The sequence below is a fragment of the Agrobacterium tumefaciens genome, assembly GCF_013318015.2.
Taxonomy (GTDB): domain Bacteria; phylum Pseudomonadota; class Alphaproteobacteria; order Rhizobiales; family Rhizobiaceae; genus Agrobacterium; species Agrobacterium tumefaciens.
Genome location: NZ_CP115844.1, coordinates 1 through 12,956 on the forward strand (window position 1 = coordinate 1; position 12,956 = coordinate 12,956).

The 12,956-nt window shown below is 57.0% G+C and carries 12 protein-coding genes; 7 read left to right on the forward strand and 5 right to left on the reverse strand.

Annotated elements, in window-relative coordinates:
• From repA to repC, 3 genes are all read left to right on the forward strand, one after another.
• Positions 1 to 1,218 (forward strand): plasmid partitioning protein RepA, encoded by a 1,218-nt coding sequence (gene repA / locus G6L97_RS26160; protein ID WP_174004389.1) that lies wholly within the window; start codon positions 1 to 3, stop codon positions 1,216 to 1,218.
• Entirely contained in the window at positions 1,215 to 2,213 is a 999-nt protein-coding gene (gene repB, locus G6L97_RS26165) for a plasmid partitioning protein RepB (protein WP_174004391.1), read from the forward strand. Before repA ends, repB begins: the two co-directional genes overlap by 4 nt.
• Before the next feature lie 197 nt (positions 2,214 to 2,410).
• Positions 2,411 to 3,625, forward strand: coding sequence for a plasmid replication protein RepC (gene repC, locus G6L97_RS26170; RefSeq protein ID WP_174004393.1), 1,215 nt, complete (start codon positions 2,411 to 2,413; stop codon positions 3,623 to 3,625).
• Between the two features lie 28 nt (positions 3,626 to 3,653).
• Here the strand turns inward: repC and G6L97_RS26175 are convergent, their stop codons facing one another.
• On the reverse strand, positions 3,654 to 4,511 hold the full coding sequence (locus tag G6L97_RS26175; RefSeq protein ID WP_236776397.1) for an alpha/beta fold hydrolase: 858 nt from the start codon (positions 4,509 to 4,511) through the stop codon (positions 3,654 to 3,656).
• Positions 4,512 to 4,683: 172 nt separating this feature from the next.
• Between G6L97_RS26175 and G6L97_RS26180 the strand changes: the two genes are divergently transcribed.
• Positions 4,684 to 5,886 (forward strand): GGDEF domain-containing protein, encoded by a 1,203-nt coding sequence (locus G6L97_RS26180; RefSeq protein WP_174004395.1) that lies wholly within the window; start codon positions 4,684 to 4,686, stop codon positions 5,884 to 5,886.
• A 461-nt stretch (positions 5,887 to 6,347) separates the two neighbouring features.
• Here G6L97_RS26180 and G6L97_RS26185 read toward each other — a convergent pair whose 3' ends face one another.
• The 4 genes from G6L97_RS26185 to G6L97_RS26200 all read right to left on the reverse strand — a co-directional run bounded on the left by G6L97_RS26185 (position 6,348) and on the right by G6L97_RS26200 (position 8,694).
• Positions 6,348 to 6,593, reverse strand: coding sequence for a hypothetical protein (locus tag G6L97_RS26185; RefSeq protein ID WP_174004396.1), 246 nt, complete (start codon positions 6,591 to 6,593; stop codon positions 6,348 to 6,350).
• 283 nt (positions 6,594 to 6,876) lie between these two features.
• Positions 6,877 to 8,043 carry a site-specific integrase gene (locus tag G6L97_RS26190; RefSeq protein ID WP_174004398.1) on the reverse strand — a complete coding sequence of 389 codons (1,167 nt, stop codon included), beginning with the start codon at positions 8,041 to 8,043 and terminating at the stop codon, positions 6,877 to 6,879.
• Positions 8,033 to 8,452 carry a type II toxin-antitoxin system VapC family toxin gene (locus G6L97_RS26195; RefSeq protein WP_174004400.1) on the reverse strand — a complete coding sequence of 140 codons (420 nt, stop codon included), beginning with the start codon at positions 8,450 to 8,452 and terminating at the stop codon, positions 8,033 to 8,035. The genes G6L97_RS26190 and G6L97_RS26195 overlap by 11 nt, the downstream gene beginning before the upstream one ends.
• A complete protein-coding gene (locus G6L97_RS26200) occupies positions 8,452 to 8,694 on the reverse strand; it encodes a type II toxin-antitoxin system Phd/YefM family antitoxin (protein ID WP_045025105.1) in 243 nt (80 codons plus the stop codon). Before G6L97_RS26200 ends, G6L97_RS26195 begins: the two co-directional genes overlap by 1 nt.
• Positions 8,695 to 8,924: 230 nt before the next feature.
• Here G6L97_RS26200 and G6L97_RS26205 point away from each other — a divergent pair, with 230 nt between their 5' ends.
• From G6L97_RS26205 to G6L97_RS26215, 3 genes are all read left to right on the forward strand, one after another.
• Positions 8,925 to 10,022 carry an RHE_PE00001 family protein gene (locus G6L97_RS26205; RefSeq protein ID WP_174004569.1) on the forward strand — a complete coding sequence of 366 codons (1,098 nt, stop codon included), beginning with the start codon at positions 8,925 to 8,927 and terminating at the stop codon, positions 10,020 to 10,022.
• Positions 10,023 to 10,164: 142 nt separating this feature from the next.
• Positions 10,165 to 11,235, forward strand: a complete 1,071-nt coding sequence (locus G6L97_RS26210) for a hypothetical protein (RefSeq protein WP_174004402.1) — start codon at positions 10,165 to 10,167, stop codon at positions 11,233 to 11,235.
• A gap of 352 nt (positions 11,236 to 11,587) precedes the next feature.
• Positions 11,588 to 12,898 (forward strand): hypothetical protein, encoded by a 1,311-nt coding sequence (locus G6L97_RS26215; RefSeq protein ID WP_174004404.1) that lies wholly within the window; start codon positions 11,588 to 11,590, stop codon positions 12,896 to 12,898.
• The last annotated feature ends 58 nt before the right edge of the window (positions 12,899 to 12,956 follow it).

Sequence of the window (12,956 nt, forward strand, 5' to 3'; positions counted from 1 at the left end):
ATGGCGAATAAGACCGCAAATAAAACGACAGCCGGCAAAATCGAACGCGTTTCGATTGATAAAACCATTGCGGACGATTCTGCAAAGCTCAGCAGCAATCTTCAGGAGCTATCTGCTCGTCTGTTTTCGCCCGACGCACAAAAGGCGCTGCGTCGCTTCAGCAGTACGGAGGCCGCCAAGTTGCTCGGTGTGACAGACAGCTACGTGCGTCATCTGGCAGCTCAAGAGGGTTCGGTGACTTCCGAAAAAACGTCCGCTGGGCGGCGGACGTTCTCTTTGTCCGAGATCAATACGATCCGACAGCTCCTCGGAAAAACCAAGCCTGCCTACCTGGCTGGGCGTCGGGAAACTGATCATCTTCAGGTCATTGCAGTGACCAACTTCAAGGGTGGATCGGGTAAGACAACGACATCTACGCATCTCGCGCAATATCTGGCGCTGCGCGGCTATCGCGTTCTCGCCGTAGATCTGGATCCGCAAGCATCCATGTCCGCGATGTTAGGCTATCAGCCGGAATTTGATGTCGGTGAAAACGAGACGCTGTTCGGCGCTATTCGCTACGACGATCTTCGTCGCCCTGTAGGGGAGGTGGTTCGTGAGACCTATTTCCCGGGATTAGATCTGATTCCCGGCAATCTTGAACTCCACGAATTCGAGCACGACACGCCAAGAGCTCTTGCAGAGCGAAACGGCTCTGAAACCGACATGTTTTTCATGCGTGTCGGCAATGCGCTCACCGATCTCTCTGACCGGTACGACGTAGTCGTTATTGATTGCCCGCCGACATTGGGTTTCCTGACACTCTCGGCGTTATGCGCTGCAACGGCAGTCCTGATCACTGTCCACCCTCAAATGCTCGACGTTGCATCCATGAACCAATTTTTGGCGATGACGTCGGATCTTTTGTCGGTGGTCAAAGATGCCGGGGGGAATCTTGAATACGACTGGATGCGATATCTGGTCACGCGGTACGAGCCCAACGATGGGCCGCAAGCGCAGATCGTTGCATTCCTTCGAAGCCTGTTCGGGGATCGTGTCCTTACCTCCATGATGGTGAAGTCTACCGCAATCTCCGATGCCGGCCTATCGAAACAGACGATCTACGAGGCTGCACGAGAATCCATGAACAGACAGACCTACGATCGCGCGGTAGAGGCCATGGATGGGGTCAATCTTGAAGTAGAAGCTCTTCTCAAGAGCTCATGGGGGCGCACATGAAGGGCCGGGACATTCTCAAGAATATGGTTAGTTCTGCCGGCGGTGAAGCACCGAAGGTGGGCACTCAGCCCCATCCACAACACAAACCGGCAGGCGCTGTTCGCGCCATGAACTTGTCCCTCGGCCGGCTCGGAGATGAAGCCGCTGCGGCCAAAGAGTTGCGGTCTGCGCTTGCTGCCGGAGACAAAGTCGTCGAGTTAAGTCCAAACCAGATTGAGGCTTCGTTCATTCAGGATCGTATTCCGACTGGAAACGATGCTGCTCTGGATGAACTGATCACTTCGATGCGCGAAAGCGGTCAGCAGGTTCCTATTCTCGTTCGGCCACATCCGACGAAGGATAATTGGTACCAAGCGGCTTATGGACATCGCAGATTGCGTGCAGCCGTTGTTCTGGAACGCCCGGTTAAGGCGATCGTGCGCCAACTCTCCGACGAGGAACTGATTGTCGCGCAAGGTCAAGAGAATGGGCCACGTATCGATCTCAGTTTTATCGAGCGCGCCCTGTTTGCAAAAAGACTTGAGCAGCATGGTTTTGATCGCGACAGAATCTCCCAGGCGCTGTCTGTCGACAAGCCTGAGACATCGCGGCTCCTACAGGTCGCGGACGCCATCCCGACAGATATCATCATGGCGATCGGGCCTGCTTCGAAGATCGGACGGCCGCGCTGGTTGGCCTTTGCCGAACTTTTGAAGGACAAAGCAGCGGCGGACCGGATTGCCGTCGCCATCGCCGAACCTCAGTTCGGAGCAATCGATACGAATGAACGGTTTGCCCGTTTGTGGGCGAAGGCCCAAGGCCCCAAAGCTTCGAAGAAGGACACCGGCGGTAAAATCCGCACGCGCAAGGGCATCGTTCTCGCATCAATGGAACGAACAGCCAAAGGCGCCAAAATCACAGTTACATCAGAAGAGTTTGCACAGTTCCTTGATGCCAGAATGAGCGATCTTGTTGAGCAGTTCGAAAAAGAAAACTCTTCTGAAACAAACCATTAGTTCGATTGTCAGCTGACAATCCGATCGCAACCAGGAGATCAAACCGCAAAAGAAAAGGCCCCCAAACGTCGCCGTCGTGGAAGCCCTTCTTATAGTGTCGCAACTAGAGAATCGCATTTCCCCGAATCCCAGTCAAGAGTCTTTGGCGCTGTTTTGGCGAGCGGATTTCTTTTGCCTATTTTGTGAGGGCTGAAGAAATGCAAACGGGAAATGTAACGACGCCTTTTGGGCGGCGGCCGATGACGCTTGCTCTGGTGAAGCGGCAGATCGCCGTCACCGAAATCAAGTCAGGCAAGAGCGCTGACAAATGGATGATCTTTCGCGATGTCAAAGAAGCGCGCGAAACCTTCAGGCTGCCTCCTTATTCGATAGCGGTCCTTGATGCTCTCCTGACGTTCTATCCGGAAAAGGAATTGCGTCAGGACGCGCAGATGATCGTATTTCCTTCGAACGCTCAGCTGATGGTTCGGGCCAACGGGATGTCAGGAGCTACGCTTCGTCGGCATCTGGCAATCCTTGTCGACGCGGGAATGATTGTCAGAAAAGACAGCCCCAATGGCAAACGATACGCCCGAAAAGACGGCGCAGGGGAGATTGAGCGCGCGTTTGGCTTTGATCTTTCTCCGCTGCTGGCTCGTGCGGAGGAATTTGCGTTGGCAGCTCAAGAAGTCGCTACCAATCGGCGGGAGTTTCTCAAGGCCAAGGAGAGTCTTACGCTGTGCCGGCGTGACGTCCGCAAGGTGATCAGCGCGGCGATCGAGGAAGGCGCGGAAGGGGACTGGGAAGCAATTGAAGGTGTGTATCTGGATATTGTTCGCCGTATTCCCCGGACGCCATCATCGTCTGACCTGGCGCAAATTCTCGACGAGATGCAGATCCTTTACAACGAGGTTATCAACCGTCTGGATGTTATGGATAATTTCGAAAATATAAGCACCAATGGTGCTCACAGAGAGCGGCACATACAGAATTCAAAACCCGAATCCAACAATGAACTTGAACCTAGCTCTGAAAAAGAGCAGGACGAAAAGCCGAGAGAGACCCGCCAGCCGAAGAGCGAGCCGATAAAGGCATTTCCAATCGGCATGGTTTTGAAGGCGTGCCCGCAGATAGGCGACTATGGGCCGGGCGGCCAGATCGCAAGCTGGCGAGATCTGATGTCGGCTGCCGTGGTTGTTCGCTCGATGCTTGGCGTCAGCCCAAGTGCGTATCAAACGGCTTGCGAAACCATGGGCCCCGAAAATGCGGCGGCCGCGATGGCTTGCATCCTTGAGAGGGCAGGGCAGATCAATTCGGCGGGCGGCTATTTGCGGGACTTGACCCGGCGGGCGGAGAAAGGAGAGTTTTCCCTCGGGCCCATGCTCATGGCCTTGATGCGCGGGAATGCGGGCTACGGTCAGAAGGCGGGCTAATATGCTGAAGTGCCGCCCCTTCCCCCACTCATATTATGGTGGCGAGAAAACTCTCGAGCAGAGAGTTGAAACGGTCACGGGTTTGCCAGTGAAGTCCGTGCCCGACCTTTTCCACACGCATCGGACCGCGTTCCCAGAGGTTCCTGAAGTTCAAGCTGTCGATGTAGTCGAGATCGATCACCGGATCGTCGGCGCCGTTGACGATGGCCAGCGGTACAGAAGAGGTTTCGACAAGGTCGCGCTGATCGAGGTGTTTACCCGACAGGGCCGCATCGACCATCATCTGACGGGATCGTCCATCCGTCCGCTTGACTGTCGCTTTCCAGAATTCGTCGTGGGCGGCATCCGGTCCGAGCGCAAGTTTAACCACCATGTCCACCTCCTGATCGATGAGGAGGGGTTTTCCTGTGTAGGCGAATTCGGGATCAGGCCGAAAACCGAGCGCCGCACCTTCAGGGCCTGGCGGAATCGGGGGCGTTCCAAAGATCATAGCGCCGGCAGTTTTCTCGGGAAGGCGACGCATGACTTCCAAAGCGACGTGACCACCCAGTGAGTGGCCCAGAAGGGCAAAACGCCCAACGCCGAGTGCTTCAATTACTTCGCGGATCGCGTCAGCGTATCCGCCGAAATTGTAAGTGAGCAGCGGATCAATCGCGTCAGACGATCGGCCGTGGCCGGGCAGGTCGATAGCGATGACACGGTGTTTGCCGGCGAGGGCCTCAATCTGGAAATGAAATGTTTCCTTGCACATGGAATTTGCGTGAATCATCAGGACCGGAAGTCCGTCGCCAGGTGCGTCGTAGACTGCAATCTGACCGTGGGACGTTTTAATCTTTTTTTCCTGTTCCATCCTGCACCCTAGATTTCTGTTTTTCCTGTCACCCAAGCCTTGGCCATACAAGAGCCGGCGTCGCCCGTGTCATCAAATCGGTCACAATGGCTTTAGTCGGTTCAACTTGAGCTATTTCCTTTTCAGTTTAATAAGCCCTTATTTGTATGACGCAATCGCACAGAGGACCACTGCAGGGGCGAACTCCACAAAACTCGGATTGAACAGGATGGATACTGCGATTGTCAGGACCACGCTTCAGTTGGTCATCCCCGGCATTCTGTCGATTTTTGGAGTCTCGTTTGTCTGCACCTGGCTGATTGACCGCAAACGCCACTACCTTCTGGTTTTGGCATGCGCCTGTGTTTTCTTCGCCTTGGGAGCTGCTTCGCAGATATTCGGCTGGCCATCCGGCGTTGGGCCGAACGCCGTTGTCTCGGGTGCGATCTATACCGCGGCCGTTGTCACAGCAGCTGAGGGGCTTTTGCTGCGCTCGGGAAAGATGTTTGGACCATGTGCCGATGTCATGATCGTCTGTGCGTTCACGGCGCTTCTGGCGTATTTCTTCTACATCGACAGAAACCTGCTTGCACGGGTCTACATTCAGAATTTCGGATACGGCTTTGTTCTTCTGGTGACCGCCTTGCGTTTGTCGGCGCTTGCTCGAGGCCGTCTCGTCGACAGGGTCCTGTTCTGGATCCTGCTGGTTTTCTCCATCCAGTTTTTCCCTCGGACTTTTCTCACGATAGGATTTTCAGCGCCGACAGGTGCGGCGGCATTCGCAAACTCGGTCTTCTGGCAGGTTCTGCAGCTCTCGCTCGCCGTGCTGGGGGCAGGTCTCGCCATGGCGATCCTCGCCGTCGCTGTCACCGACCTTATCGATGACCTGCGGCGGGAGCGGGACATTGACCATTTGACGAACGTTCTCAACCGTCGCGGTTTCGAGGAACGAATAGCGGGTCAATTCCGCAAGGGCGCACACGCGTTGCTGCTATGCGATATCGACAAGTTCAAGGGCATCAATGACAAGCACGGTCATGACGTTGGTGACATCGTGTTGAAGGCCGTGGCGCGACAGTTGGATCGGTGCATTCGCAAGGGTGATATCGTTGGGCGATTGGGCGGCGAAGAGTTCGCGGTGTTCCTGCCAAATACCTCGGCCAGGGAAGCTCAGGAATGTGCTGAACGCCTGAGGTTGGCAATCCAGGTCTGCGAATTCGAGGAGCTGGATATACCCCCCGTAACAGCGAGTTTCGGTGCAGGGTCGCTGAACCCAGGTGAATCCTGGATAGCACTGTACAAAAGGGTTGATGCGTTACTTTACGAGGCAAAGCGATCGGGCCGCAACCGGACAATATCGGATAATCCGCCCACCGTCTCAACCGTCGACGATACTGCAGACCCATTCACTCTTCGTGGCTATCCCGCTTGAGTCAGGTCTCGGCGTTGTCGAGTGGTGGTCACCTTCCCAGGGATCAAATTTTGGCAGCTGTTAAAGGCTTCGCCAGGAACCATAGTCGGTATTCCGACATCGAGATCGAATTCACTTTCGCGACGGCTACGGCTGAAAGGTGTTTTTTGGCTTCGACCGGCAGCCAAAAGGATGGCGGGCGAGAGAGGAAAAACCCATGTCTGGTGATACCGATCGGGCCTCAGAAATTGTCCCCCTCCCGCGTGTAAAATTCCCCACCTCATGCCGCGAACTGCCAGGCACATCGCGTTGATCTTCCGCTTCCTGGTTTTACATCAAATTTTTGAAAGCCAGCTTCATTCCAAGGCGCTAGAATAGCCCCCGTTCCCCCAATTTGGTGATAAGGGAGCCGCGCCGTCGTCTCTGTATTCGTAGCGGAGGCGGCGGCTTGCCCACTCCCGCCCTTCTACATCGGCACCATATCAGAGTAACAACCCAGTCCCGCGAATTGTTTCGCCATCGCGTACTGCCGTCCAGCTATTGCCGCTTCCGTTGCTGCGCAATTCAAACACCCACCCCGCGCCCAAATTCATGCGTAGCGTCATCTCGGTGTCGGTATAGTCTACGACCGCAACCCACTCCCGCCCTTTTTGCTCCATCACGAAGCGGCCACGGGGGTCATCTAAAAGCGACGGATCACAGGGGGCACCAATAAAAAATATACTCATTTTCCCCTGCTGGCGACCACTCCCCGTCATGAGCGGCGAACAGGATAATACCAAGATCCTCTTCATCCTCTGTTCTACCCACGCGACGCGGGCGGTCTTGTTTGCGATCGCTACCGACACCATGCGTGCCGGTTTGCGCTGCAAGTGCTTCGCGAACCATGAAAACGTAGGACTTCGACCTCTCCCGCAAAGGCCGCCTTATTCCTCCGCCTGGGCTCACGCACATCGACATGTGAGCCAGGCCGCAGCCCGTGGCGAATATCCCCAACAGGCGATCCGTTGATCAGAGAACGAGCCGTGCTGCACGCCCCATCTTTCGCTCGCTGTTGTTGTAGTATCCCGACGCTTGCGTCACCGACTTGTGCAGGGATTGCTGCATGGCTTCAGGCAGTGGAATGCCGCGGTTTGCCGCCTCGGTCAAATAACCAGAGCGTAATCCATGGGCGGAAAACTGTGCCGGGTCCAGCCCGGCCTGCCTGATGCGCGTTTTCAGGATAAGGTTGACAGACTGCGGCGTCATCGCGCGCCGATCAAGATTGCCCCACTGGTCGATACGCCGAAAGACGGGTCCCGCTTCGATCTTTGCCTCTTCAAGCCAATGCTTAAGCGCTGTCACCGGTCGGCCGATCAGCACAACATGTTCATCATCGTCTGACGTGGTGGTTTTGGTGCGGCCGAGATGGATTGTGAGGCAGGGAAGGAGAGGGGAGTGCTCGTCGGTGGGATTGGTGCGGACCGGTTCCTCTTCGACAAGGTCCTCAACACGTAGTCCCGCGACCTCGGAACGGCGCCTGCCGCCGGATGCGAAAGCCATCAGCAGCAGCGCCCGGTCACGCAGGTCGACCAGCCGATCGCCCGCGCAAGCCGCAAGCAGTTTGGCAAGGATATCAGCGGTGACAGCCTTCTTGCTCTTTCTCTGCCTGGGTCGATTGCTGGCGCGAACCGCCAAACGGAGTGCGCTTTTTAGCGACGGCGCCGAAAACGATCCGGTCAGCCCGCGCCAGCGCGTCAGGATCGACCAGCTCGTCAACCGGCGGCGAACGGTCGCCGGCGCATGCGGGCCGGCGCTTCTCAGCAAGCCCTTGAGGCGGAGAGCGATCGCGACGTCCGCGGGCATGCCGTGATCGGCGTTGGTTCCCCGCTCAACTGGGTCCCAAAGATGGTGAGCGACGAATTTCAGAAGCAGACTTTCGGGGGCAGGCCAGGGGAGGGGAGTGCCTGTTACCAGCACGCACCACGCCTCGAGATATGCAAGGTCGGATGCAAGGGCCCGCATGGTGTTGTCGCCCATGCCTTCGCTGGCCAGGTGCTTGAGCGTCGCGACATCGTCGTCGGTCAGAAGTTCGGCAAGTTGGTCGCGCCGGTCGAAGGGCAGGATGGCATCGAGCGCATCCAGTTCTTCGGCACGCTTGAGAACGTCATTTCCTGCAAGCGACAGCTCAGTGCTCATGTTCGAGCGGTCCAACGACGGTAATCCCCTCACCGCGGGCGGCGATGGCCATCTTTCGGTCCCCAGTTGCGAGAGGTAAACCGTGTGTTCTGGCAAGCGCGACATAACTCGCATCATAAGCGGTTAGCGTGTAACGGGTCGCCAGTTCCAGCACCAGGCCATCTCCGCCCGATCCGGCGTCCTCGAGCGGCAGCCCTCGCAGCTGTGTCATCAGCAGAATCGGTTCGCCGGGGCGGAGCCGGCCGCGCCGTTCGGCCACCAGAAACAAATTGCGGGTTTCAAACCAGAACAGTGCCGGCACGAGACCGACCGTCGACCGTATCTCCGACATCAGTCGATCAGCGGCGTCGTGTTGTTCGTCGGGCAGAAACCAGGCGGCGGCGATGGAGGCATCGAGAACGAAGGACATCAGTAACGCCGGCCTTCGTCGCGCCATTCACGGATTTCGTCTTGTGTGGTGACGGGCCGGCCGACGCGCTGGGCCTTGATTTCGGCGATCAACGCATCGACGTCGTTGTCGCGGCGGATACGGGTCAGCCGGGCAACGGGCGTGTTGCCGCGCGAGATAATCACCTCCTCGCCGGCTTCGACCTTGGCCAGCAGATCGGACAGATGGGTTTTGGCCTCGGCGACCTTGACGGTAACAGTCATGTTGATTGCTCCAGGGTATGTCTCTCTCGTCGAGCAGACGTCAGTTTGCAGCGTTTTTCGACATTCTGCGCGATCATACGGCGGTCTCTGCAAGTTGGTCAAGATCTAACCATATCATTAACGATACTTGAATACTATCGTTAGTGAAGGCACGTGCCAAATGAAGCAATGCATGACGCCAGTAAATAACGAGATTGCTTTCGTTACGGAAGTCATGCAATTTGATTTCAATGGTTTATGATGTCGCCAACATCGATCTGAGAGAGCTAAATTCGCCGGCCGCCCGTGCTGGCGAAGCTTTGGCGCGCCTCGACGAGCGCATCGCCCGTTCGCCGATCCGCGACGGATTTCTCGAACGGCAGAATTTTGCCGATGCAATCGCCTCGCTGTGGGTGGATGGCGAACTCGTCCACCTCGAGGATCTTGTCCTTCACGACGCCCGCCTCGACATCCGCACCCCGACACATGAACTGACCATTGCCCATTCGATCCTGCGCACCCGTCGGCAGATTTTCGGGCACCCGCCCGGGTGGGCGCTAAGCGCTGCGGGCCTCTCCCGCTTGCGGGGGAGGGGAGTGGGGGACGACCGCGATCCAGCGCGGCCTGGTCTTGCGCCTGCAGTCCGTGAGAACGACGATGGTTTTGCGCGGGACGATGATATCGACGGCGACGATTACGCCGAGATTGATGCGGTGCTGGCGCGCAGCACGGCGGTTCTCGACGGATCCCTTATTCCGCGATCGCCGGACGAACGTGATCCGCTGATCTACGATGTCGACTGGGACGAAGACGAGCGGCTGGAACAGTGGCGCGGGGTTCTAAACGACACCGATGGTCTGTCGCCCGTGTTGCGCGGCGCAATTTTGCTCGACGCCTGGAACGCGATCGAGGTGGTTCAGCATCGCAATGAGCTCGGCCGCCAGTTGGTCGCTTCGCTACTTCGCCGCGATGGCACGGCGCCCGGTCATCTGCCGGCGCTCAACGTGGGGCTGCGGAGCGTCCGGCGGGAACAGCGCCATGCCGGCAGCCGGATCACGCGGCTGCTGGCGATGCTCGAGGCATTCACGGCGGCTGCCGAACTCGGGATGAAGGAGCATGACCGAATTCTGCTCGCCCGTCAGCAGTTGGACCGGCAGGCATCGAGGAAACGGACCAACTCCAACCTGTCGAGGCTGGTCGACCTGGTCGTGGCGCGGCCCGTGGTTTCGGCCAACCTGATTGCTAAAGAGCTCGGAGTTAGCCCCCAAGGTGCGCGGCATTTAGCGGCGCAGCTGCCGCTCCGGGAGATGACGGGCAGGGGAAGGTTTCGGGCATGGGGAATCTTGTAAGGTGCGGGACTGGGCTGCAGGCCGGGCGGAAGGCAATCCGATCGAGAGACGCCATTGGCGAGCCTAGCATGGTTCATTGCTTGCCCCTAAAAGAAGCTCAGCGTTCGAGATTGATGAAGGCCACTCAGAAGGGAGACGCGATTTGATCGACGGCAATGCTCAAACAGAGGCTCTGCTGGAAATTGCCAGAAAGCTCGTCCTGATGGAACCGCAACTTGATGTCATGCAGCAGCGCTACGCCGGCGGATATTCCGATCTTGCGCACATTATCGAGGAGCAAATCAAGAAAAGCGATGCTCGAGGGAAACTGCTGCTTCCGGACCTGTCCTCCTTTGGCAACCAAACAGTGGCAATCTTCTCCGATTACGGCGGCGAGACCTCCTCGAACTATCGCGCATACTCCACGCTTGTATGCGGTCACAACAACGTCGAAGTTCTCACGAGCCGAATGCGCGAGGTTCGCGTAAAACATGGTCTCGGTACCAAAGAAATTGCCTTTAAGGATTTCGGCATGGGCCAAATCCAACGAGCCCTGCCGGAGTACCTGGAGGGTCTTGATCTCGTGCCGGGTTTCTTGTTCACGACAGTTGTCGACACAAAGATCCGCTCGCTCTTTGGCCCCGGCGACAGGGCGCACCGCGAGCAAATCAGCGAAATTTTCCGCAGCGCAGGTCTCGTCGTGCCAAAGGATGCGGTCGCCGAGAAAGCCCTGCGGGTGACCCATCAGGTGGCGTTTCTGTCCGCGCTCTTGGCGTGCAACGGGCAAAATCTGTTCTGGATGAGCGACCATGATGCAATAGTCCCCAATGAAGCGGGCCACAAAAGCACACTGGAGCTGTTCCAGCGCCTCCTCGAAATATATGGTCCAGTAGGCCGTAAGTATGGGGTGATCGGAGGTGCGACACCTTTTGAAGTCGATGAAATGGGCTTCAAGGACTTGCTTAGTTCGACGGATGTCGTGGCTGGCGTCATCACAAAGTATCTCACTGATATCGATCGTGGTCTTGATCCGTGGGCTTCCTTGAAGAGCGGGGCAGACAAGGTGCTCGATTGGCTTTGCCATGAAGGCCTGGGGCTAAAAAAGATGACCATTGTCATCCGTCAGGGCGACAATGGTGTGTTGCACACCTCGACTCTCGATTTCCATTCGACGGAACCAATGCCGTCCGATGTGATCGTATTGCCGATACCGGTAAAAAAAGCCGGCGAATAGCTGTCTGAGCGTGATTGGGTCTAATTCGCTTTGTGCCGCCCTCATCGACAGTCGTTCAACAGCGGCTTCAAAACTATCCGATCGATTGTCACAAGCACTACAGCCGGTAGACCGGATTCTGACGACCTTGCGTGAATTTCAGGTGACCGGAGAGTTCGGCCCCGGGACATGATCGGCTTGTAATCAGTTTTCCGGCGCACCTTGAACCGCGCTCCGGATTTTAGAGGAGTTGGGGCTGCTCAAGATGACGCGTAGCGAGGTTTCAGGTATGGGATGACATTTGGAAAGTTGATAGGCGACTTTTAGAGAGTTCAGAGGAGAGCGCTGTGGACGGGGCACGGCTGGGGTTGGCATGATTTATGCGAGGCGCGCTTTGCAGCGCCGGCTTGATGAGCTACGCGGCAAGATTGACAATGAAGCTGTCGACGCAATCGTCGCGCGGCTGAATGAACCCGGCAAAGACCGTGTCGCTGCGATGTGGGAAGTCGTCGTGTTGCACGGACTGGCGATGACGGGGGATCTCGAAAGCGAGAATGCGCTTCCCTCCGGAAGAAGGCCGGACGTGTGGTTCGATGGCGACGTCACCCGGTTCGTCGCCGATGTGACAAGCGTTTCAGACGACGGTCTCGACGTACAAAATCCGCATGCCGAATTAGGTGAGCTTATCAATAAGGCGAAAGACAAGCTCAAACTGCCGATCGGTGGTCTCGATATGCGAATACATTCGCGCGAAGAACTCGGCGCCCGTGGGCGGCGCACGTTCCTCAAGCTCCCCTCGAAGCGGAAGCTGCCCGAATTTGTTAAAGAACAGATACTGCCAAAACTTCGTGAGCAGCTCGCAGCCGGGGCCAAAGTTTTGACAGTGACGATCGCCGACGAGGACGTCGGCATCGAGATCGTGATTGACCCCTCCAAATCGCCGATTAACACCTATGGTTTCGCGGCTTATGACGTCCCAACAATCAAGGACAAAAACCCGCTCTTTAACGCACTTAAGGCAAAGGCGGATCAGCTTCGCGGAGCGGAAGGGATAAGCGGGATATTCCTTGGCGACGGGGATTGTGCTGCCCTCGCGGAGCGGCAGGCGTCACCATGGAGCGTCAGTGCTGAGGCAATCGCCAAAGAATGCCTTCGCCAGTATTCGTCACTGGACTTCGTCTTGCTGCTCACGATCCGCGAAGGAAGAAGGCCATTCTTTCCACCGACCCAACCGGAGCTGCGCACTCATGCCACGTTAGTATGCCGTGATGAGAGCTCGGTGAGAGGAGAACTCGAAACCACGTTTCGCGCCATGCTTGAGAAGTTCCCGCGACCAGTGAATATGCCGGTCAACGGGGCGCTGCGGGCGCGCGAGGCACAGTATGAAATGGGCCATCACGGAGGTTATAAATTGAGTGGGCAGAAGATCCGAGTCAGCTCGAGAGAGCTGGTCGAAGTCCTTGCGGGATTGCGGACCTTTGACGACAACGGAGCGCGCAACGTCGAATTTGCCCGATCATTGTCCCACAGCATGAGCGACGTTAGCGCGGTGTTTCTGAGACAGGTCGCGGGCGGACGTCTGCCTGTGGCGATTACGGTTGAGAAGACAGACGAAAATGACAATGACGACTGGATCGAATTCGATTTCGGAGAACCGGATCCAGCAATCACGCCATTCAAATGACTTCGCTGCCCGCGGTAGGCGGGTTGTCTTGGCCGCTTACCCCACTGCTAATCGTTTT